13 protein-coding genes and 1 rRNA gene are annotated in these 24,057 nt (G+C 41.0%); 6 read left to right on the forward strand and 8 right to left on the reverse strand.

Going from position 1 to position 24,057, the window contains the following annotated elements; translation table 11 throughout:
- Positions 1-536: 536 nt before the first annotated feature.
- Positions 537-4,481 carry a hypothetical protein gene (locus tag E2I05_RS01440; protein ID WP_133309432.1) on the forward strand — a complete coding sequence of 1,315 codons (3,945 nt, stop codon included), beginning with the start codon at positions 537-539 and terminating at the stop codon, positions 4,479-4,481.
- A gap of 66 nt (positions 4,482-4,547) precedes the next feature.
- Here E2I05_RS01440 and hemE read toward each other — a convergent pair whose 3' ends face one another.
- Positions 4,548-5,618: a uroporphyrinogen decarboxylase gene (gene hemE / locus E2I05_RS01445; RefSeq protein ID WP_121853314.1), complete on the reverse strand. Its 1,071-nt coding sequence runs from the start codon at positions 5,616-5,618 to the stop codon at positions 4,548-4,550.
- A 315-nt stretch (positions 5,619-5,933) separates the two neighbouring features.
- On the opposite strand from hemE, the gene rsd reads away from it, so the two are divergent.
- Entirely contained in the window at positions 5,934-6,401 is a 468-nt protein-coding gene (rsd, locus tag E2I05_RS01450; protein WP_121853313.1) for a sigma D regulator, read from the forward strand.
- Positions 6,402-6,741: 340 nt separating this feature from the next.
- Here rsd and E2I05_RS01455 read toward each other — a convergent pair whose 3' ends face one another.
- The 3 genes from E2I05_RS01455 to E2I05_RS01465 all read right to left on the reverse strand — a co-directional run bounded on the left by E2I05_RS01455 (position 6,742) and on the right by E2I05_RS01465 (position 14,427).
- Positions 6,742-8,667 (reverse strand): alpha/beta hydrolase family protein, encoded by a 1,926-nt coding sequence (locus E2I05_RS01455; RefSeq protein WP_121853312.1) that lies wholly within the window; start codon positions 8,665-8,667, stop codon positions 6,742-6,744.
- Between the two features lie 76 nt (positions 8,668-8,743).
- Positions 8,744-11,896 (reverse strand): TonB-dependent receptor domain-containing protein, encoded by a 3,153-nt coding sequence (locus E2I05_RS01460; protein ID WP_244935409.1) that lies wholly within the window; start codon positions 11,894-11,896, stop codon positions 8,744-8,746.
- Between the two features lie 338 nt (positions 11,897-12,234).
- Complete coding sequence (locus tag E2I05_RS01465) at positions 12,235-14,427, reverse strand: S46 family peptidase (RefSeq protein WP_121853310.1); 2,193 nt, start codon at positions 14,425-14,427, stop codon at positions 12,235-12,237.
- A 117-nt stretch (positions 14,428-14,544) separates the two neighbouring features.
- Between E2I05_RS01465 and dnaB the strand changes: the two genes are divergently transcribed.
- Complete coding sequence (gene dnaB, locus E2I05_RS01470; protein WP_121853309.1) at positions 14,545-15,951, forward strand: replicative DNA helicase; 1,407 nt, start codon at positions 14,545-14,547, stop codon at positions 15,949-15,951.
- A gap of 42 nt (positions 15,952-15,993) precedes the next feature.
- On the forward strand, positions 15,994-17,070 hold the full coding sequence (gene alr, locus E2I05_RS01475; protein WP_121853308.1) for an alanine racemase: 1,077 nt from the start codon (positions 15,994-15,996) through the stop codon (positions 17,068-17,070).
- Between the two features lie 102 nt (positions 17,071-17,172).
- Here alr and E2I05_RS01480 read toward each other — a convergent pair whose 3' ends face one another.
- From E2I05_RS01480 to E2I05_RS01495, 4 genes are all read right to left on the reverse strand, one after another.
- Positions 17,173-17,577, reverse strand: a complete 405-nt coding sequence (locus E2I05_RS01480) for a globin family protein (RefSeq protein ID WP_121853307.1) — start codon at positions 17,575-17,577, stop codon at positions 17,173-17,175.
- Positions 17,578-17,963: 386 nt separating this feature from the next.
- Complete coding sequence (locus tag E2I05_RS01485; protein WP_121853306.1) at positions 17,964-19,160, reverse strand: pentapeptide repeat-containing protein; 1,197 nt, start codon at positions 19,158-19,160, stop codon at positions 17,964-17,966.
- A complete protein-coding gene (locus tag E2I05_RS01490; RefSeq protein ID WP_121853305.1) occupies positions 19,144-19,506 on the reverse strand; it encodes a hypothetical protein in 363 nt (120 codons plus the stop codon). The genes E2I05_RS01485 and E2I05_RS01490 overlap by 17 nt, the downstream gene beginning before the upstream one ends.
- A gap of 318 nt (positions 19,507-19,824) precedes the next feature.
- Entirely contained in the window at positions 19,825-20,808 is a 984-nt protein-coding gene (locus E2I05_RS01495; RefSeq protein WP_121853304.1) for a hypothetical protein, read from the reverse strand.
- A gap of 324 nt (positions 20,809-21,132) precedes the next feature.
- Here E2I05_RS01495 and E2I05_RS01500 point away from each other — a divergent pair, with 324 nt between their 5' ends.
- Positions 21,133-21,468, forward strand: coding sequence for a helix-turn-helix domain-containing protein (locus E2I05_RS01500; protein ID WP_121853303.1), 336 nt, complete (start codon positions 21,133-21,135; stop codon positions 21,466-21,468).
- An 892-nt stretch (positions 21,469-22,360) separates the two neighbouring features.
- Positions 22,361-23,902: ribosomal RNA gene (locus E2I05_RS01505) — 16S ribosomal RNA — on the forward strand.
- Positions 23,903-24,057 lie beyond the last annotated feature (155 nt).

Here is a 24,057-nt window from a genome sequence, read left to right on the forward strand (position 1 = left end):
TATAATTTTTTACACGTTTACTTCAAAGCTTCCTATCAACTTATTTCTACATTCTATTAACCTAGAAACATCAGTTGACTGCGTTCTCAAGCGTAGAGCACTTCACTTATTGGGTGAAAACCACGGTAATAAAATCATCGTATTGCTCAAACAGTTACTCATATACTCAGCGTTCAACTGATGTTTCTAGGATTAAGTAACCTGAACTCAGGATAAGCAAATCTCTACAGCGCAGCTATTTTTGCCTATTCCAGTGCTGTAATTCTCTGAGATAGACTCGCTATTACAGAAAGTTACGCCTCGTACTAGACGAAACTAGCCGCACTATAGATTGAATTTAAACTTATTAAAACATTGAATGACTGATTTCATTATCCCGAGTTCAAGTAAGCATAAATTTTGAATTAATCTAACTTTAAATTATTAATAATACTTTAGATTTTCTTGTCACTCGAAAACAAGGTAACTAGCCTTAAATCGAATAGGATATAGGATAAAGCCTATGTTATGCACGCTAGTGAATATGTTTTGGAGATATGAATATGGCGGTTGGGCAAAGGGGTGTACTCAGAAGCGATGAAATTACTGGAACACAAAAACTAGCAAACCTCAGCGTAAGTCATGATGTACAAGTGCGAACCAATAAGACTTCTTTAGCAGCACATGATTACGGTGTTTCAATTACGTCAGATGACATTGTCGAGATATATCGACAATATTTTAAATCTCCAATTTCTGGCAAAATGATTATAGGTGATAAAGTTGGGCCTACTGCTACAGGAGGTCAACATCAAACCAGCCAGTTAGTTCGTAATACAGTTTTAGTCGGGAATGAAATCTCGCCGCGAGTAGCAGCAAAAAATATAATGAAAAGTGATGAGCTGGCTAAAACAGTGCTAAGTGAAAGCAGTGCGCAGAGGGCGGCTGATATTCTTGTCGAAATTGCGAAAATTGAAGAACCTCAAAAACCTTCAGAGTTAACAATTCATAAGCATAAATGGGCAGAAATTTTATTAAAAATCGCTCAGTCAAAACAAGATCATGTGGTCGCTGTATTGAATAAACTTCCAGATGACAACCGCAATGCAGTATTAGGCCACAGTTGGCGTCACCTAACAACCTTAGATATTGGAAAGACGGAGGAAAGCGAACTATTAAGTTGTATCGTCTTAAAAATGGCTCCTGACAAGTCGGCTCAATTTCTTAAACAATGCACTGGTGATCAGGTGTATGCAATATTGCAATGTGGAAGGATGGAAACATTTTCCAAAGCACATGAACTTGATTTTGTGAATGTGAGTGCATCTGATGGTTTTAATGTTTTGACTGTTGATTGCTTAAAAGGCGCTACAAGTTATAGAGAAAGTATGGCCAGTAAAGCGTGTACTTCTATTTTAGCAATAATGGGCGATGAATTGGATGATAAAATTAATAAGCTTCAAAATGAACAACAAAAAGCAATAAGAGAAATTGCTTCATATAAATATGAACAAAACCTAAATGTAGAACTTGGGGGGACGACCGAAGAAAACCAGAAAGAAGAACAAGGTGCATTATCAGTTTCAATTGGCAGTTTCTATGTAATAACCGATGAAACTGATGGAGAAGTACCTACCAATTTTCACCAAGATTCCGCTTCGCTTCGAGCTGTAGTTAATAGTACATCTTCTGATCAGAATAGAGGCTATGTGTTAAGACCTGGAATAACCATAGCGACTATTGATCCAACTGCCGCTTTAAGGACAACATCCACAGATTATGAAGGCGATAATGTGTCCTTTGCTTCTTATTCAACTGATGATGAATTTGATGAATGGATTGGTGGTACCCATACCTTGTTAACTGAACAAAGCCTTCTTCGTAATACGTCGCTTAATGAACATAGAAAATCTTTATTAACTAAGTCGGTTAATCAGTCGCTCAGGCCTGTAGGTAACTTTGAAGTTATTCGCTCAGTAGATAAGCGAATTCATACGACTAGTGTTTTGCCTGCAGCATCGTATTCTTCAGCAATCAAAACAATGAAAAAAGCAAATGAAATGGATACATTAAAAAAAGAAAAAACACAGCAAAGTTTGCAAGCGCAAGAGACAATAAGCGATCTTGATACCGCAATGGACTTTGAAGAAAGTATAGATATGCCAAAGTTAGTTGTGGAGACATTGGAGCTTGGGCTGAGTGAAAGAGAATACAAAAATATGACAAACCGATTGGGGGACTTTTTACTAGCCGTCGCTCATTCTTGTCAGAGAAGGAAGGCTGAAATTGAGTATGAAATTCAATCTTGGGAAGAGCAAAAAGCACAATTAGAGACAGCGAGTAATATAAATCAACAAGTAGTCACAGAACAATTAACACGTGCAACAGCGAAACTGTCACAGTTAAGAATGATGAAAGAGCACCCACTTTCAACCGTACAACAAAGAATGCTTAGGGATGGTTTTGTTGAATTGCTCGCGCGTTATTTAATGCTAGAAAATGAACAAGAGGAGTTTAAGCAACAAACTGTTGGTATACGAGGAGGAAAAAAGGCATTTGCATTAAAGGTTAACAAGCTTCAACAATTCCGAGAGGCACTGGACAATCAATCTTGGGAGTCGGTAACACTAATCAGCTCTCTGGTGAATTCTGCACTAGCGAATGCGCGCAAAAAAGATGCGTATATCGCGGCGAAAAAAACAGACCAGCATTTTGAGCTTGAGGGCAAACGTACTTATAGAGATGTTTCACTGGACACTATTGAAAGGTTTGGAAATTATGTCGTTATGGGGGGGGATTCATCAGCAACGGATTTTGATCAAATGATCCTAGTTCAAGGTTTAAATACTTCTTTAGAGTCAATTGCGGGTCATCAAGGGAGCATTGATAAAGAATTACTTCCAAAGATGGAAAAGAAAGAGAAAGCATTACGGACTATGTTGTTTGAAATCGGAGATGAAAAAAAGAAAGTTTATCCAGAAAGCTTGCATGAAGAATTAGGGCAGATAGAGCAACAAATCGAAGTCATTAACAGCAGAATAAAAGAAGAAGGTAAAGGAAGTACACCTAAAACGACAAAAGAAAAAATTATGGAAAGGAGACAGCAGCAATTAGATTTAACAACTTTGTATACTGAAGCTCAACAAGCCTATTTGAAATTATCGGGACAGCACGAAACACTCCGTGAAGAAGTCTGCAAGTTGCTAGAGGAAATTGCTCAGACTGATAAAACAATAAGCTCGATAGAAGATGACATATTAACCAAAGAACAAAAGTTAAAAGACAATGACACATGGGGCATAGATAGGCTTTATACCGATGCATTTTCTGCACAAGAGAGGATGCGCACTCATGGTATGTCTACGGAGTTGCAGTATTTTATTGATTCTACAAAAGGGGAGAGTAATAAAGTGAAGTATTACTTCCCTGAGCTTGTCGTTGCTCATGCAAAAGATGTACTCCGTGAGTCAGCAGAATCTAAAATGGCGAGTAAATGGAAAGAGGTAAAGGCTGAAGAAAAGCAAATTAAAATAGATGAAGAGCTTTCTATGTTAGAAGAAAGGGCTGTAATAGGTCATCACGAAGTGTTATTTCACGCATTGGGGCATGAACAATATTGCAATTTAACAGCAATAAAGAAATTAAATAACGAATCACGTAGAAGAATTAGAGATCACTTAATCCTGAACGGAGCAATTGATATTCCCCGAACACACAAACGAATTATTTTTAATATAGCCAAAGAAGCAGGCATTATTTCACGTGAAAGTTGTTCTTCAGATATCTTTATAGAAGAAATAAAACTGTCAGCATCACCATTTCAAGAAGAATTAATGATAGCACTGGCCATTAAAGTACCAGAAACATTTGTGCGCCTAGTATCAGCCGTCGACCCTATGAAATTAAATGTACATGAACTATGTGCTATCTATGAAGGGTGCCGTGCAATGCCGAGTAATCCAAAACTTCATGATATTGAAAAACAATGTGCTGAGTATGCAAAATATAAAACAGTTGATGAGTTGATGCCCAAACAAAATATGGAGATGTGTCTTGCCGCAGGAGAGGCGCTGAACAAGCATATACTACTCATGAATGTGAATAACGCTACTCATTCAGATCAGACTCCAGATTGTATTACCAAAATACCATTTGATAAGCACAAAGTATTCGATTATTCGAACCCTAGAATGCAGTTACTTTATGCCTTGAGCTTTGCACAAAACTTTATAGCAGGGGCAGAGGTAGGGATGATGCATTTGTCGGCTTCATTTTTAGAACAAAGTACTTCTCAACATATTATGCAAGCTCACAACTCCGCTAAGCTTCACATGATAGGTTTAGGTCAGCAATTGCTTGTTGAATCACAGCCAGAATTTAAAGAAGGAAAATGTTACCAAAATATTTATTTTTCAGCATCGGGATCACCAGGAAACTGCCTAGTAAATACAGATAGTTTTCAGCCAAGAGGTGCAGAGTCAGATTGGAATTATAAAAAGTAAATAAAATAATCATCATCTACCAGCTCGGCCTAAGAGCGAAGCTGATAGCCGTTTACCGTGAATAGACTATTTAGGTTTATGATATTGCGCCGAGTTTTCAGTAACTGCTTTGATGAACGCACCCGCATGCTCAGGATCAACATACTGATGGATACCGTGGCCTAAGTTGAATACATGACCTGTACCATTACCGTAACTTGCAAGGATTTGCTGAACTTCTTGTTCGATACGAGCAGGTGATGCATAAAGCATGGAAGGATCCATATTGCCTTGCAAAGCCACTTTCTCACCGACACGGCGACGAGCATCACCAATATCAACCGTCCAATCCAAGCCTAACGCATCACAACCCGTTTCTGCCATTGATTCAAGCCACAAGCCTCCACCTTTAGTAAATAAGGTTACAGGTACTTGACGACCATCAGCATGGCGAGTTAATCCATCGACAATTTTGTGCATATAACGCAACGAAAACTCACGATAAGCCTGGTGTGACAATGCGCCGCCCCATGAGTCAAATATCATCAACGATTGCGCACCATTAGCAACCTGTGCATTAAGATATAAAATGACCGAATCAGTCAATTTATCCAATAACATGTGTAATGCTTTGGGCTCAGCGTATGCCATCTTTTTGATTTTTTCAAAGGTTTTGCTTGAACCGCCTTCAACCATATAAGTCGCGAGCGTCCATGGTGAGCCAGAGAAACCAATCAGCGGTACTTCACCGTTAAGCTCACGGCGGATGGTGCTGACTGCATTCATCACATAGCCTAATTCATCTTCAGGATCAGGAATAGAGAGCTTTTCGATAGCGGCAATAGTGTCAGTAGGGCGCTCAAACTTAGGGCCTTCACCAGCTTCAAAATACAATCCTAAGCCCATGGCATCCGGTACAGTTAAAATGTCCGAAAATAAAATGGCGGCATCTAAGTCATAACGACGTAACGGCTGAAGGGTGACTTCACAAGCAAGTTCGGCATTACGGCATAGAGACATAAAATCTCCAGCTTGAGCACGCACTTCACGGTATTCAGGGAGGTAACGTCCAGCCTGACGCATCATCCAAACTGGGGTTCTGTCTACGGGCTGCTTCAACAATGCCCGTAGGTAACGATCATTTTTTAATTCTGCCATCAGGCGGGTTCCTAACAATAAGTCAAACTTGCGCAATAGTTTACCCGAAACTGTGATTGATATTGCAGTTATTTTTACTGAGTTTGTGTCAGATCAACCCAATTCCGTTTTCTGGAATGAAGTACCTATTGGTTCGATATAAGGTATTAGCAAATTGCTATAGCAGCTTAATTGTGACGCAAGTCAAAATTAATAGAATGTTATTTCAATAAAAGTATATTTTTCGGTAATAAAGTTCGATAAAAAGGTTGATTAAATGCCATTTTGTTCCTTACATTAGAGGTATAGGAAATAATTTAACTGACGGGATATGAGATGCTAAAAAAGTTAGAAAACGCCGAACAGAAATGGGGCGGGGCAAATAAGCTTATCGATCAATGGCTAAGCAGTCGTCGTAATCTGTTGGTAAATTATTTCCAAGTAGCGGGTTTACCGCCTTATGACAGTGATGAAAAGTCACTGCCTCCTTTTGAAAATGTTAAAACATTCTGTAACTTATTGGTTGATTATGTCTCAGAAGGACATTTTGAAGTGTACGATCAAGTGGTGACAGCTTGTGAAAAACAAGGTGAGTCAGGGCAAACCTTAGCCCGTGAATTATTGCCAAAAATCAGCAGTAGTACCGACTTTGTACTCGATTTCAGTGATAAATATACATCAGCCTCGAGTGATAATATTTTATTAGAGTTAGACGATGACTTGTCACGCTTAGGTTCATCAATCGAAAATCGTTTCGCCTATGAAGATGAATTGTTAGAAGTGCTGCATGAGTATTATTCTTAGGGTCTGTTGATCTTTCGTGATTGTTTTTGCAGCGATAAATTGGTCATTTTATGCAAGGCAGAGTTTGTGAGGTTTGGTTATTCCAAATAAGAAAACGATAACGCAGCAGAAATGACTAATTTACGCTGTCTTCGATGCTTTTGAGCATTCACTGTTCTGTGTTGTGACCAGCTCACTTAGATGGCTAAGCATCACTGCTCACGCCTTGAACAGATAAATGCTCAAATAGCACAAAATTTAATCCTGAAAGATCAACAGACCCTAATAAATGCGTTTGATAAAACTAAAAAAAGCAGCACTAAAGAGTGTTGCTTTTTGTTGGAAAACATCATTTGAATGATTAAATAATGTTTGGTTTCATTCCGCACTTGTTATCTAACCAATTGAGTAGCTCAGTATAGAAAACTTTTTTATGTGGATAAAACAAAGTATTACTGAAGTGATCGGCATCTTCAAGCTCTACATATTTGTAATCTTTGCCATATTTCTTAAGCTTATCTACAAATGCTCTACTGTGTTTTACTGTCACACGGCTGTCAATATCACCGTGTACTACCAATAGAGGAATGTTTACTTTATCGACTTGGTTTACTGGAGAAATTCCTTTCACTGTAGGACGTTGAAGTTCTCTTGCAAATCTATTGTCGTTAATATAAGCACTCCAGCGACCTAAATCACCTACTCCGGCACCGGCAGCCGCACATTGATAAATATTATTGTCTCGCATTGAGCCAACAAAAGCAGCATATCCACCGTAACTCCAGCCATATATTGCCAATTTATCTTTTGAAGCTAATCCTTTTTTAACTAAAAACAACGCTGCATCATCATTGTCATCTTGCATGGTTAAGCCCCAGTTCTTATCACCAGCCTTCCAATGATCTAAGCCAAAACCTTCTGAGCCTCTAAATTGAGGTTGGATAACAATATAACCATGCGATGCAAGTAATTGAGACCACTCATCAAAAATGTTAATGTCACGAGCCCAAGGCCCACCATGTGGCATTACTACCGCAGGGTATGGTTTTTCCCCTACGCTAGGTATCGTCACGTAGGCTTTTACCTTACGACCATCACGTGCTTTATAGGTAATAAACTTTACTTTACCGAGTTTTGATTTATCCACTAAAGGTAGTCTTTCGCCTATTGGGCTGACTTTCTTTTTATCAGTGATTAAATAAAACGTTCCGGTATCTTGATCCCCCATCGTGCGCACAATTATGGCATTATCATTTTTGGAGCGGCTAGTAATTGATACGTGTTTTCCTTTGAAGATACTTTTCAAAGAGTCATAGAGTATTTGCTCACTTTCATCAACAAAGTACTTTTGAGGGTGCTTTGAAGTGTAATTGTAGCTAGTTACTTGCTGTGTGTAGGGATTGAAAGATACTCCATCTACATCAACATTTTCTAGACCAAACAATCTTTCAGAAAAAATATTATTTTCAAGGTTATAGGTGTAAATGCCTGCTTTATCTTCTCCTAGGTTGGCTTTTATATATACATCATTAGGTCTATCTTTTGAAAAACCTAAAAATTCATATTGCTCTCTTAAATTAGGAGATATTTGTCTTACTCTTTGCCAGTCATCACTTCCTTTTTTTCTAGCATATAAATCAATAGTGGTATCGGCTCTGTTCCATCCCGATGCACCGCGGATTTCACCATCAGCGTCAGGAGTAAAGCTGCCTTCTTGCTTTGAGTTGCCGCGCATTATAGTTTTATAGTTGTTGGTTTTTATGTTGTAACGGATCACATCAGGAGTGCCATTGGAGTTAGTATCAGCTTGGGCCAACACTTCATTTTTATTATTTGGAAGAAGATCTATGATACCAAAGCCTCTAACTTTTTTGCTTGGCAAAACCCATTTTCCTTTGCCATTGGCATCGGTAATGGCAAATTGACCAGTCCAGTATTTATGAGCTCCACTTTCTAGTAACTGCCTGAACGAAACACCAATTTTTTCATTGTTTAACCAAGATACTCCTTGTACTTTCATTCTGTCAGCCCCAAGAATAACTGGTTTCTTGCCTAAATCCTTGGTGTCGCGAATTTCAACGATGTAATCACCTTCTCTATTGGTTGCTCTTACAATCGCTATTTTTTGGCCATTGGGAGAGACCGACACACTTGATACTTGCGGCATAGTTGCAAAGGCTTCAATAGTTGAAACAGTCTTAACAGGATTGTCTTCTGCTATTGCATTATTGCTAACGATGCTACCTAAGCAGGCAGATATGCATAGACTTAAGATAATTTTCTTCATTTTTAATCCCTAAAAAAAAGGCCTCAAGTTACGAGGCCATTCAATTTATAATATTAAGAATTTAACAACATTCAGATTAGAAGCGTGCAGAAGCGCTTAATACAAATGAACGTGGTTGTGAATAACCAACACCTAATGGAACGTTGTTGCTTGACCAAGAACCATTTGGATCTACTCTTGGTGGTGCTTCGTTCAGAACATTACGAACTGTAAAGGCTATATAATAATTATCCCATTCATAACCAACAGAGGCAGTATGGGTAAAGTAATCATCAGTAAAGCCTACTTCACGACACAATACTTCTGAGCCATCCGCGTTTCTTAGACCACGACAACCAATGTTGTCAGATGTGAAGTCTTCTTCATCGTCATCTAACCAGTCTTCACGACCACCGCCGATATACTGAGTTTGCCAGTTAAATACAAAATTATCGTATTCCATACGAAGATGCGCAGTACCACGCCATTCAGGTACATCAGGTTCACCTAGGTTATCGTCAACACTACCTAAAATATCAAATAGGCTTTCAGTAGTTTGGGTTGCCTGTAAGTCAAAGCTGACGTCTAGCCCTTTATCAAACAATATGAATTCCTGACTGTAATATAGGTTATAGTCGTAACCTTTTGATGTTAATAAACCAACGTTAACAAAACTACCATCAACAAGGCTGATTTGACCATTTTCGTCACGGCCTAAGCGACTACAAAATGAGCGAACACCGTCACTTGAATAACATTGACCGATGCTATAACCAGCACTTGGTTCCGCTATACTGTTTGTGACTTCGATATCATAACGCGTAGCCGAAATAGATAGATCAAAGTCTTCAGAGAATGGTTGCTCTAGCACAAAGCCCCAAGTTTTAGCCACTGATGTTTCAGGGGTTAATTCCTCTGTACCACCCGTTTCGATTTCAACACTGTAACTGTCAGTAAAGTCAGCATCTCCAGTCCCTAGACCTAAGCTTGTTGGATCTAATCCATCAGCTCTACAGGCCGCAAGAGTTGTATCTGAACGCTCATCAAGACCAGCATCATAACCATCTGCAGCATTTGGATTTAAAGGGTCAGAAATACGGGCATCCGTAGGCACTACGCACGGGTCAAAAACTGTATTAAACCCAGATGTACCGTTAAGGAAACGCTCTCGTAAGTTAGGTGCACGATACGAAGTGCCTTTGGTACCACGGAAAGTCAGCCAGTCAGTTGGACGATACACAGCTTTTAGGCTGTATGTGTGAGCGGTGTCGTAAAAACTTTCATCTGAAATACGGCCCGATGCAGTCAGGGTGATTTCTTCAGCCCAACTTTGACCACGAACTAATGGCAGTTCAAATTCGGTAAACGCTTCACGCATGAAACGCGTCCCGTCAGCACCTTTATCGGAAAAGTAACCCCACAACAACCCTTCTGAAGTCGCAGCATTAGGATCTGACTCGATTTTATCTTTACGGTATTCCGCACCTAAAATCATAGCAACAGATTCTTCATTCCATGGAAGAGTGAATAAATCACCACCGATGAAGCCATTGACGATAAACTGAGAAACTTCAGTTTTTATGTATCTCTCAATGAATAAATATTCTTCTTCTTCTGGAGTGAGGCGGCCACCACTTGGCTGATAGATGTTTTCAGAAAACAGGTTAACAGGTACACAGCCGTCAGTGCCATCGCCACAAGTTACAGAGCCATCATCATTCAGTACAGAGGTATCTAATGAGTGCTTTAAGCGTTCTTCATTAATACCTTGACGGATATCAGTACCACTAGAAGCGCTTTGTGAAACATAAACGTCGTAGTACCAGTTATTAAGACCAATGCCTTCTAAAGCTGACAAATTACCCGTGATGCCGGTAACGGCACGATATTGTGATACATCTACTTCTGCATAGTCACGATCACCTTGAAGGTTGATTACAGGTCTCACCCATGTAGGAATGAAATCACCGCCAATTTGCCCTAAACAGTTAACACCGTTTACGCCACAAACATTATAGGGGTTACGTGGTGTCACCCATTCGAAAATTTGAGCACCATCGTAAACTTGAGGAGATTTTCGAGCGCTGTATAGCCCTTCATAGTAGACGGTAGTGTCGTTATCGTCTTGCAGATTGTGTTCACCACTTAACATCAGTGAGTAACGCTGGTTTTTTGCGATATAATCACTGTCGTTATATTTGTCAGACTGTTGGAAGGCATAGCGCGGGTCTTGTAAATCAACGTCTATAAAACCATCACCATTACCATCAACGTAGGCATAGTCAGGTTCACCATCTCCATCATTGTCGTACGGTATCCAACCTGCGGTATCACTAAACTGGTTGTATGTATTCATGCTTACAGTTGTTTCACTCCAACCAGGAATGCCAGTGTTGGTAAAACCTGGAGTGGAATATAAGCTGCCGTAAAAGTTGTTTACTGTAATACGGTTCGTTAGTGGGAAAGTGGCACAGGTGTCAACGTCGCCTCTTGCTGTTGGGCCTGTCGGCGCATTACGAGTAATGATACGGCCATCGTTCGTTTCCCAGATGCGTTCATTACAACCTTTAGCCCAGTCGTTACCTGCACGAGAAACAGCATCACGTTCTAAATACTCAGCACCTACTACTAAGTGACCATTGTCGAATGTTGTGCCCCACATGCCCGATAGAGTAATTTGCTCGCCACCAGAACCTTTAGGCTTTGTACCTGAAACGTCAAATTCAAACCCTTCGATGTCAGATTTTAAGATGACGTTTGCTACACCAGCTACGGCATCAGAACCATAAACTGTAGATGCACCATCAAATAGATTCTCGATGCGGTCGATCATTACACCTGGGATCAAGTTTAAATCCGCTGCAGTTGGTGCGCCACCCACACCAGCTGGAGCCATACGGCGTCCATTAATTAAGACTAACGTTCGTTCAGCCCCAAGGTTTCGAAAGCCAATAGTTGCCGCACCAGGGCCATTGTCTAATACGAACCCACCGAAAGAGCTATCATATTGCACACCTAAAGCCTGGTTTGATGATTGCAGCATTGAACCTGCATCAAAAAGACCGAGTTCACGCGAAATATCACCACTGATAACCTGAACTGGTGATGCTTCTGAAAATTCAGCTCTACGGATACGTGATCCGGTTACAACAATTCGTTCTGTTTCTTCTTCTTCTTCAAGTAATTCATCTGCTGTGTTTTGTGTTTGAGCTACAGGCTTTTCAACTTCATCTGCTGCAAAACTATTCATTGAGAACGCTGTAGCTCCCAAGAATATAGAGCAATTGATAGCTGTGGCTAACATACTCTTTTTGAACATATTTAACTCCCTTATATCATCTGATGTATCCCAATAAATCAACAGATGAAAAATTATTGTAATTTAAATGTTGGTAAGAATTATTTTACCAACCTATAAATTTACATTAATGAAACATAAAATCAACATTTAAGTGTGATAATTAAGCGTGAAAAGGAGAGGGATAATATAAGTGGCTTTGACGTATAGAAAATTATCAAATGCATGAGATCCATGCATTTGATAAAAAAGTTAAACATTGATGAAAAAATAAATTCTAATAGGTTTATTTAGTTGTCTATTTTCAATTCTTCCAACAAATTATCTGCATGATCCACTTTATCCATCATCCAGAGGATGTAACGAATATCAACATGAATCGCGCGAGTGATTTCAGTGTTGAAAAACCAATCTTTAGTGATGGCTTCGTAGGTGGAGTCGAAGTTAAGTCCTACTAGCTCCCCTTTGGCATTAAATACTGGTGAACCGGAGTTGCCGCCAGTGGTGTCAACACTTGATAGGAAATTTACGGGTACAGCGTTAAATGCTTCTGGTTTAGCGTCGCAGGAAAATAAGCGGCACATAAACCCACGAGTGTCTGGGTAGACTGACTCAACAACATGCTTACCGTTATCATTCGCGGCAATGACGTCGAGCAATTTTTGTGGTGCATTGAATGGTTCAACACCCGTGTTTTTAGCAATAATGCCTGCTAATTGGGTGAATGGCTGTTTGTACATGCCATCTTGTGCTTGGTAGCCATCAACAGATCCATAAGTAACCCTCAATGTACCGTTCGCGTCAGGGTATACGGGTAAGCCGAGTTCATTATTGTAAGCAATCAATGAAGCCATATATTCAGGGCGGGCTCTTGAAAGTTGACCAGCAAGGGTTTTACTGGCTTGCTCGTTTTTCATATTTACGTCGAACAAGGCGATAGCGAGTTGAATGAATGGGTCGCTACTGGCTTTAAAGTCTGCGGCTGAAGCTTGCATCCATTTTAAACGCTGCTCATGAACATCAAGTTTTGATTCCTTGTACATGGCATCGACACGTTGAGCCAGTGGTGTTGAAGCGTCTTGACTTAACCATGTATCCAGTTCAGCTACCTTGTTGTCTTGATTTAAATAAGCGGTTAAATCTTGTTGCCACAATACTTTATCAACAGCCGCTAAATAACGTGTATCTAATCGTTTTAAGCGTGCCGCAAACAACTTCATGTCACGTTCTTGATAACCTTGTTCACGTAAGTTATCAGGCTTTTGCTTTTCAACGGCAAGGCGATATAAACGCTGGGCGGTTGAAAGCAAAGCACTGGATTGCGCATTATCAAAATAAAAACTTTGCTGATAACCTTGTTGCTGCTGCGTAATCAAATTTTCTAACTGCTTGATAATGGCTTGTTTGTCCTTTGATTTGCTACTTAACCAAGTCTTGAACTGATTTTCTTTGGCTTGTTTCATACCGACGATATCAGTGGCACGGAAACCATCTAATAAACCATTGAGTTTTTTCATGCGGTTCGCAGTGGACGCAAGTGTACTGGCGTATTGAATTTTAATGGCTTTATTTGCAGCGCTCATACCTTCGATGGTATTGATGCGTTGTTGGTAGCGTTTTGCTTGAGCCGGATATTGCCAGTTTTTAGCAAATTCAAGTTCGCTGGTTAAGCGATAACGGCTTGTGCGCCCAGGATAACCGGCAGCAAATACTGCATCGCCAGCTTTTACGCCATTAGGGTTGATTTTAACAAACCCTTTTGGAAAGTAAGGGACGTTATCTTCGCTATAACCGGCGGGTTTTCCGTCTTTACCCACATAAGCGCGTAAAAAAGTGAAGTCAGCACTGTGCCGTGGATATTCATAGTTATCTACATCACCGCCAAAGGCTGCGGCGGCTTCTGGTGGTGCGTATACCAAGCGAACATCACGGATGATCAGTTGTTTGATTAAATAGTATTCCAAACCATTATGAAAACTGCGCACTGAGCAACGATAATTATCATCAGATTCGCATTGCTTGATGATGTCTTTACGGTTCTGTGCAATTGTTTCATAGCGTTTGAGCGGATCTTGGCCTAAATTTGCAATGACGGTATCAGTGACATTAGTGACGGCTTCGGTCACGTATAAACGTTCGTTGGCACCAGCTGATGGTTCTGCCGCTAAGGTTTTCGCTAAAAAGCCATCTTCAAGATAATTATGCTCTTGATTACTGTTATGTTGAATTGCACCGTAAGCACAGTGATGATTCGTGACAACCAAGCCTTTAGGTGAAACAAAACTAGCGGTACAATAGCCAAGACTGACCACAGCGTTCATTGGATATTGACTTAAATCGGCCAATTGTTTCGCAGAAATTTCAATTCCACGGTCAGTCAGCTTTTGTGCAATAGAAGGGAGTTGGTGTGGTTGCCATTGTCCTTCATCGGCGACAGCGAATCCCGATGTAAGAGCTAAGGCGGCGATCAATGCCTTGCGCATAAACGTTTCCTTTATTTTGAGTTATTATTTCCATTCATAAGCAGATAAGATGGAATACTGTGGTTTGCATGGGGTTATACCATATTTTTGTAAAATCGTTGTAAAACGGGAGTATCAATGTCACAACAGGGGACGAATAAACCCAAATTCAAAGCACGAGATGCCCAAGTAGAAGGGGTGAAAATGCCACCTCATTCACTCGAAGCGGAGCAATCGGTTTTGGGGGGGCTTATGCTGGATGCTGAAGCGTGGGATAAAGTGGCTGAAACTGTCGTTCGTGATGATTTTTATTCTCGCTCGCATCGGATGATATTCGAGGCGATGGGAAAACTGGTTGAAAGTGGACAACCATTGGACTTGGTCACAGTGACTGAGCAGTTAGAACTTGAAGATCAATTGGAAAGTGCTGGTGGTTTTGCCTACATCAGTGAAATCACTAAAAATACCCCAAGTGCGGGTAATATTGTTTCCTATTCTGAAATTGTACGCGAACGTGCGGTAGTTAGAGAGATGATCCGCGTTGCCCATGATATTGCCGACGCAGGTTACAACCCTGAAGGTCGAGCTTCTAGCGAACTACTAGATTATGCCGAAACGAAAGTCTTTAAAATTGCTGAGCAGCGTGCCGATGCCAACGCAGGGCCAGAAGGCATAAAATCAATTTTAGAAAAAACCGTCGATAAAATTGAAGAGCTATACAATAACCCTCATAACGGTGTTACGGGTGTTTCCAGCGGTTTTGGTGACTTAGATAATATGACGGCGGGCTTTCAATCGGGCGATTTAGTGATTGTAGCGGCGCGTCCGTCGATGGGTAAAACTACTTTTGCGATGAACCTCTGTGAACAGGCGGCTTTACATGAAGATAAACCTGTGTTGATCTTCAGTTTAGAAATGCCTTCTGAGCAAATCATGATGAGAATGTTGGCCTCATTAGGGCGTGTCGATCAAACTAAAATTCGTACTGGCCGTTTGGACGATGACGATTGGGCGCGCGTATCTTCCACCATGGGCATTATGCTTGAACAAGGCAAGATGTACATTGATGACTCGTCGGGACTGACTCCTAATGACGTTCGCTCACGGGCACGTCGTATTGCTCGTGAGTATGGTGGATTATCAATGATCATGGTCGACTATTTGCAGTTAATGCAGGTTCCGGCCTTATCAGACAACCGTACTTTGGAAATTGCTGAAATTTCCCGCTCATTAAAAGCGTTAGCCAAAGAGTTGGGTATCCCCGTGATCGCGTTATCGCAGTTAAACCGTTCATTGGAGCAACGTGCCGATAAGCGCCCCATTAACTCTGATTTACGTGAATCAGGCTCCATCGAGCAAGACGCCGATTTAATTATGTTTATTTATCGCGATGAAGTTTATAACGATACTTCAGAAGATAAAGGTACTGCCGAAATTATTATTGGTAAACAACGTAACGGCCCAATTGGGCGAGTAAGGTTGACCTTCCAAGGCCAATTTTCTCGTTTTGATAATTTTGCTGGACCACAGTTTGAAGAAGATTAATACCATTAACCAACAGGTTACTCACCGAAACAGGATTGTTTTTTGAAGCCATTTCCTCGCGCAGAAATCAGTTGCCGTGCCCTGAAAGCTAACCTTGCACGGTTAAAAGAAATTGCACCACAAAGCCAAGTTATGGCGGTGGTAAAAGCCAATGGTTATGGTCATGGTTTATTAAACGTGGCTAAGTGCTTGCCTCAAGCTGAGGGCTTTGGATTAGCAAGGTTGGAAGAAGCTATGATGCTCAGGGCTGGTGGCATCACGCGAAAGTTACTATTGCTCGAAGGCGTATTTCATCAAACCGATTTACCAAAGCTTATCGAGCAGAATATTGAAACTGTTGTTCATCATGATTTCCAGCTGAAAATGCTAGAGCAAGCCAGCTTAGATAAACCTATAACTGTGTGGTTAAAGTTAGATTCTGGTATGCATCGTTTAGGGTTTGTCGCGGCAGATTTCAAAAAGGTGTATCAACGATTATTGGATTGTCCAAATGTTGCCAAGCCAATTCATTTGATGACTCATTTTGCTTGTGCCGATGAGCCAGAAAATCCAATGACCCAAGCGCAACATCAACAGTTTATCAATCTCATTAATGGCTTAGAAGGGGAGCGTTCGCTGGCGAATTCAGCGGCAACCTTATACTGGCCGCAAACCCAAGCTGATTGGATAAGACCTGGGATAGCGCTTTATGGTGTATCACCTGTCGTAGGGGACTTAGGTTCAAACCACGGTCTAACCGCGGCCATGGAGCTTAAATCTGAATTAATTGCTATTCGTGAGCATCAAGCGGGTGAAAGTGCAGGGTACGGTGCATTTTGGGTTGCTAAGCACGACACGGTTTTAGGTGTGGTGGCGATTGGTTATGGTGATGGTTACCCTCGTAATGCCCCAGAAGGTACACCCATTTTGATAAATGGCCGCCGCGTGCCGATTATTGGCCGAGTGTCAATGGACATGCTCACGGTCGACCTTGGCATTGCCTCTGAAGATAATGTAGGTGATGAAGTTATGTTATGGGGGCGAGAACTACCTGTAGAGGAAGTTGCTGAACACATTGGCACGATAGCTTATGAGTTGGTAACCAAACTTACTCCTAGGGTAGCCGTTTGCATAGAGTGAACGAATGCTAAAACCATAGCGATTATAAACTTCTACAAGGCAAAATTATGTAGAACCATGTGCACTGTAGAAGTTTATAATTGATATTATTTAGAGGACACCTTATTGGGTTGCGTTAATCATCGTATTCGCAACAACTTGATACATTTCCGTCCAAGCGCTTTTAAGCTCATCAGTAAAGGCATCACCAAAAGCTGTGGCTAAAGTGTCAATTAAAGCTTGGCCTACAGTCGCATAGTGCTTGTCTTGTACACCATAATCTACATGGCGACGTGCCATATCTTCCAAAATAGGGATCAGAGTTTCTAGCCTTGTAAGGCTGTTAACAGCCACTGATAGAGTGAGCATTAATTTATCGCCTTGTTGTTTAATGTCTCCAGTAAACATAGGTTTTAAACTTGGATCCAGCTCAAATAATCGATTGTAAAAAATCTCAGCCGCTTGAGCTTTGATTGGCAGAACATTTTCCCAGCTTTGCTGGATGATAGTGATTTGATGAGGTGTCATGTTGAATTCTGTTCATGAAATGATGTGAAAAAAGACCCGCTACACTCCGCCAATATTTCAATGTTTTCCAAAAAAGTGAGTTGATTTATGCTTTGCTTGACGGAATATAGAGCGGCGTTGAGCGTGGTTTGTTTAACCTAAAAACATCAGTTGAACGCTGAGTATATGAGTAACTGTTTGAGCAATACGATGATTTTATTATCATGTTTTTCACCCAATGAGTGAAATGCTCTACGCTCACAAGCTTGCTAAAATGGCTGCTATCTGCGTTGTAACTTTTGCAATTAGAATAACTACTTGCTGTAAGCTACGCCTTAATGTCAGCCATTTTTTCTACACTTGAGAACGCAGTCAACTGATGTTTATAGGTTTAATTACAGGTTAAGTCATAGAAGTTGTGAGCTGTTTTTTCTGATTTGGCTAGGCTTGGTGATTCCTCCAGCCGAATGATAAGTCATACTCAGTAAGCTGTTGCAAGAACTGGTTTTCAGCAATCCATCCCCTGATGCTGTAGGGACATGTAAAAACTGATTGTTAGGGGCATGAAAGTCGCTAATAGAGGTTGAATTTTTAAGACCCGGTATTGTTGATAGGGAGTTAGACGAGGCGGATAGTAACTTAGAATCAAAGTTACGACTCCCTCCTGCGACCTGGTTGAGCATTCCACTTAATTGTGGTGGAATGGTTATTTGGGGCTGGTTAGTTTTGTCAACGAGTTTTTGCAATCTTGGATTGTTTGTAGTGACGTCAACTAATTTAGCGCTTTCCCACTTGGTGTGTTCGTCAAAAGTGCAGTCAATAAATTTGGCGCCACTGAAATTGCAAAATGATAAATTAACGCTACTAAAGTCGACGTCATTAAATTGAGCATCTTGAAATGAGCCATTTGATAAATCCGCCCCAGTGAGATCACAGTTTTGCATCACCAGATGAGCGGCTTGAGTGCTTGTTAACTTGAGTTTTGGCAATTTACAACTTTTGAAAGCACAGTGTTTTAGTTCAGTTTGGGATAAATCAAAATTCTCGCCGTTGACCTGTGAAAACTCATTTTCGACAAAGTGAACATAACGAAAGTCCGTATTGCTCGCATCACACTTAATCCAGTTGACCCTTTGAGGAGTAAGACTAGCTGTACTGCCAGCAACAAGGGCTGTTAGCCTCATTTTATCAAGTTTGAGCCATATTTTATCGGTACCTCTAATGGGTTGAATTTCTTGCCCTGAAAGAACTACGATTTTGTACAGTCGCTGCGATTTATCCGTTTTGCTTTCTAACTTGATACCTAAGGATTGAGAAGTCGTTAAACCAAAATTATGAAAAATAGGCTCGGTAAAAAAACCAGGTTGCGAATCAACTACTTGCATGGTTTTTAATGATAGAAAGGCTGAAAGTCTATCACCATGGCTGCTTTCGAGACACGATAGAACATTAAAGAATTTATCTCTTTGGTTTTTAACTTCAAGGCAGGCTCTTTTACCAAAGTGTGAAATCTTTTCACCTCTGAGTAGTTTATTTAATTGGTTTTCAGATAACGCATGCTGACATGAAGTGCTGTTGGTTACGTGCTCAATATAAAATGCCATAATTCTCTCTTTGAACAGTAAGTTGATACTTTTTAAATTGTTTAGACGGCTGTGCTACCATGGTAAATGCATGAATGTTTTTCGAGCAAAAGTCGTAGACTTTATAACCCGTCATTCCCGTGAAAACGAGAATCCAGTGACTTTGGGTATTCAACCTAAAAACACCAGTTGAACGCTGAGTATATGAGTAACTGCTTAAGAAATACGATGATTTTATCAGCATGTCTTTCACCCAATGAGTGAAGTACTCTAGGCTCACAAGCTTGCTAAAATCACTGCCATCTTCGTTGTAGCTTTTGCAAGTAGAATAACTACATGCTGCAAGCAGCGTCTTACTATCAGCCATATTTTCTAAGCTTGAGAACGCAGTCAACTCATGTTTCTAGGTTCATATATCACTCATTTGTGCGGTTGTTCTGGCTGCGCTACCAATTCAACCGTGCTGGATAATTAACTATTTTCTAATAGAAAGCTCAAGTAAATAAAAATTAAAAATAATTAATGGGAAGTGTTAGTTATATGATGTTTATTATTCACTTAATTTTATATAGCGAACAATAACAATCTACTTGTGCCTACTTGTGCCTACTTGTGCCTACTTGTGCCTACTTGTGCTTATTCTCAGTGGCTTAAACATCAAATCGTGCTTTGTATATCTTATCTTTTAATTATCATCTGTTTTTAACGAAGCTGTACTGAGTCTTTGTGACCGATTAGCTTGGATGTTAGTAGCCCAATCGTAATTTTCATTTAATTGATGTGTTGAAAAAAGCCTTTGCATTTTCTTCAAATCTACTGTGCTATTACCTGTTGAGCATCCAGTGGCAGTAGCAGATCTTTTAAGAGTTTTTTTATTGCACATAGCCTCATTAGCACTCTCTGGACGGCTGTGACTGGCTGGTTGCATCATATAGTCATCACTGGAACCTGTATCAGAACCATCGTAGGCGCTAATACTGCTGTCGGTATTAGTTTCTGGCGGATGCTCTAATTCAATGTGTTGAGCTGTACCTATCTCACCCAACCTTTTAAAGGCGTTTGCCAAATCATCCCATGTAGGTTGATAATCAAATTCTTTATCAAACCAATGAGAGACTAATTCATCGTCGGTTTGGAATGTTTTAGCATATTCGAAATGGATACCAAGTGATCCCGCTAAAATAGCCAGTTTTTCAGGCTCATTGCGGCATGAAAAACTTACATAACCTTTCACTTCAGCTAGATCATCTTTGTTCAATATAAATAGTGATGCTAGCTCAGGACACTCTTTAACTTCGAGTTTATTAGCGGTTCTAGGGAATTGTATTTGTACTTGTTTTGAAGCGTCCAATGCCTCTATTTTTTGTAGGGCTTGTGCTAAATTTTGCATGGTAGGCTTTGTATGAAGAGCTCTCATTTGAGAGTCAGTGCTTAACCAATCCTCAACAAGCGTGATTACAGATTGAAAAGAACCTTTTACTCTTAGTTCATCCGCCAGAAGTTGTAATTTTAATGAAGATAACTCTTTTAATATTAATATGACCTCAACCCACTTAGAGCTGTTTAAATCTAAAGATTTTCGACTGGCCGCGATTTCTATTGGTTGAACCGATGCCTCAGGATCAGAAAATATAGGGGGCAGGCAAGCAGCTTGAGATGATACAGCCATAATCTACTCCTTAAGCACAATGAATGATGAATTGTCATATTCAACTGTATTTGAGCTGTCTATCCTATCCTATACCGAGTTATCAAGTGAAAAAGTTAAAACTTGTTAATAAATCAAAGTAAGAAAACACACAGCAATTGGTATTAGTGCTATATAAGGCGCAATGTAGGGCGCATAGCCGTAGCTATGTAATCGAAGTTGCAACACCGTAAAGTGTTGAAACTGGGCACTAACTAGTAGTCCATAGTAGTCCATTCAAAAACAAAAAATGACCGAATGGTTATATCCTAACAACTCCTGAACACAAGAAACACTGGAGTTGTTATGAGGGTTAAATACCATTTACGTTTGAGTAATGAAGAACGTTCAATGCTTGAGGCTTTGATAAAGCAGAAGAAACCACGTGTTGCTCAACATAAAAAACGACACGCCCAAATTTTACTTGCTATTGATGAGAATAATTCGCCACTGACCAATCAACAGATTGCTAAAGCACTAAACATCTCACCACTTGCAGTAACGAGCCTTAGAAAGCGTTTTGTCGAAGAAGGATTAGAAGTCGCTGTGAATAGCAAACACAGCCATCAAGGCCGCAGACGCATAATGGATGGCGAAGCCGAAGCCATCCATATATGCACTGGCATGCTCTACGCCTCCTGAAGGACGTTGCCGTTGGACATTAAATCTTCTTAGAGACAAGATGGTTGAACTCAAATATATCGATAACATATCAAGAACTTCTGTTCATTATGCGTTAAAAAAATGAACTTAAACCATGGCTTAAAGAAGAGTGGTGTATACCTAAAGAGGAAAACGCTGTCTTCGTGAGTGCTATGGAAGATATATTAGAACTCTATAAACTTCCTTACAATCCAAAGCATCCTTTAGTATGCCTATTTTTTATCTAAATACATAAATTTTTGTGGGTAACTCTGGGCATAACCAGTGGGTTTCATGTGATTATGAAAAGAATAGAAAATAAATGAAAAAAATTCAAAAAAGCCCTTGCGCAGTTTCAGAATCTCCCTATAATGCGCATCCACTGACACGGCACAGCAGCTCTTCTTAGCATAAAGAATGCGATTAAGCAGCAAGGTTGGCGAGTCAGGTTCAGTCGAGAATAAGGCGCTTTTTAAAAGTAAATTAACCTCAGATTGAACGGCAGAAAAAAGTTTGCAAAAACTGCTTGACGCCAACAACAAGGTCTGTAGAATACGCAGCCCTGACCCGCTGAGGACACTGATTAAATCAAGGTTTGAAGCGCAGAGTCAAAACGCTCTTTAACAATATATCAAGCAAATCTGTGTGAGCACTCACAGAGATTGACAAAATCGAAACTGTATTGGTTTATCACTTCGGTGAATAGATTAAGCAGTCAAAAATTTTCTCAATTAATTGTGTTCACGCAAACTTTCAAAGTGATTACTTACGTTAAGTAAATAAGCATTTTGAACATGCAAATTTGGTTTACTTTCCTTTTTCATAAAGAGAAGTAAGTCAAATCGACAGAATTCATTGAGCAGAAGCTTTCATTAGCTTCGAGCAAAAACTTTAATTGAAGAGTTTGATCATGGCTCAGATTGAACGCTGGCGGCAGGCCTAACACATGCAAGTCGAGCGGTAACAGAGAGTAGCTTGCTACTCTGCTGACGAGCGGCGGACGGGTGAGTAATGCCTGGGAATTTGCCCAGTTGTGGGGGATAACAGTTGGAAACGACTGCTAATACCGCATAAACCCTACGGGGAAAAGCAGGGGACCTTAGGGCCTTGCGCAATTGGATAAGCCCAGGTGGGATTAGCTAGTAGGTGAGGTAAGAGCTCACCTAGGCGACGATCCCTAGCTGTTCTGAGAGGATGATCAGCCACACTGGGACTGAGACACGGCCCAGACTCCTACGGGAGGCAGCAGTGGGGAATATTGCACAATGGGCGAAAGCCTGATGCAGCCATGCCGCGTGTGTGAAGAAGGCCTTCGGGTTGTAAAGCACTTTCAGTGGGGAGGAAAAGTTGTTGGTTAATAACCAGCAGCCGTGACGTTACCCACAGAAGAAGGACCGGCTAACTCCGTGCCAGCAGCCGCGGTAATACGGAGGGTCCGAGCGTTAATCGGAATTACTGGGCGTAAAGCGTGCGCAGGCGGTCTGTTAAGTCAGATGTGAAAGCCCCGGGCTCAACCTGGGAATAGCATTTGAAACTGGCAGACTAGAGTCTTGTAGAGGGGGGTAGAATTTCAGGTGTAGCGGTGAAATGCGTAGAGATCTGAAGGAATACCGGTGGCGAAGGCGGCCCCCTGGACAAAGACTGACGCTCATGCACGAAAGCGTGGGGAGCAAACAGGATTAGATACCCTGGTAGTCCACGCCGTAAACGATGTCTACTCGGAATTTGGTCTCTTGAAGACTGGGTTCTCAAGCTAACGCATTAAGTAGACCGCCTGGGGAGTACGGCCGCAAGGTTAAAACTCAAATGAATTGACGGGGGCCCGCACAAGCGGTGGAGCATGTGGTTTAATTCGATGCAACGCGAAGAACCTTACCTACTCTTGACATCCAGAGAACTTTCCAGAGATGGATTGGTGCCTTCGGGAACTCTGAGACAGGTGCTGCATGGCTGTCGTCAGCTCGTGTTGTGAAATGTTGGGTTAAGTCCCGCAACGAGCGCAACCCTTATCCTTATTTGCCAGCACTTCGGGTGGGAACTTTAGGGAGACTGCCGGTGATAAACCGGAGGAAGGTGGGGACGACGTCAAGTCATCATGGCCCTTACGAGTAGGGCTACACACGTGCTACAATGGGCAATACAAAGGGTTGCGAAGCCGCGAGGTGGAGCTAATCTCATAAAGTTGTTCGTAGTCCGGATTGGAGTCTGCAACTCGACTCCATGAAGTCGGAATCGCTAGTAATCGTAGATCAGAATGCTACGGTGAATACGTTCCCGGGCCTTGTACACACCGCCCGTCACACCATGGGAGTGGGCTGCAAAAGAAGTGGGTAGTTTAACCTTCGGGAGAACGCTCACCACTTTGTGGTTCATGACTGGGGTGAAGTCGTAACAAGGTAGCCCTAGGGGAACCTGGGGCTGGATCACCTCCTTATCGACACGATTTTGTTGTTTTTGTAGAGTGTTCACACAGATATGCTTGACGTTTTATCGAAAGATGAAACGGCATACTCGTTTGTCCTAGCGGCAACGATGTTCTTTAACAATTTGGAAAGCTGATAGTAGGATTTATTGTTCATTTGAATAGTA

The organism is Parashewanella spongiae (genome assembly GCF_004358345.1).
GTDB lineage: Bacteria > Pseudomonadota > Gammaproteobacteria > Enterobacterales > Shewanellaceae > Parashewanella > Parashewanella spongiae.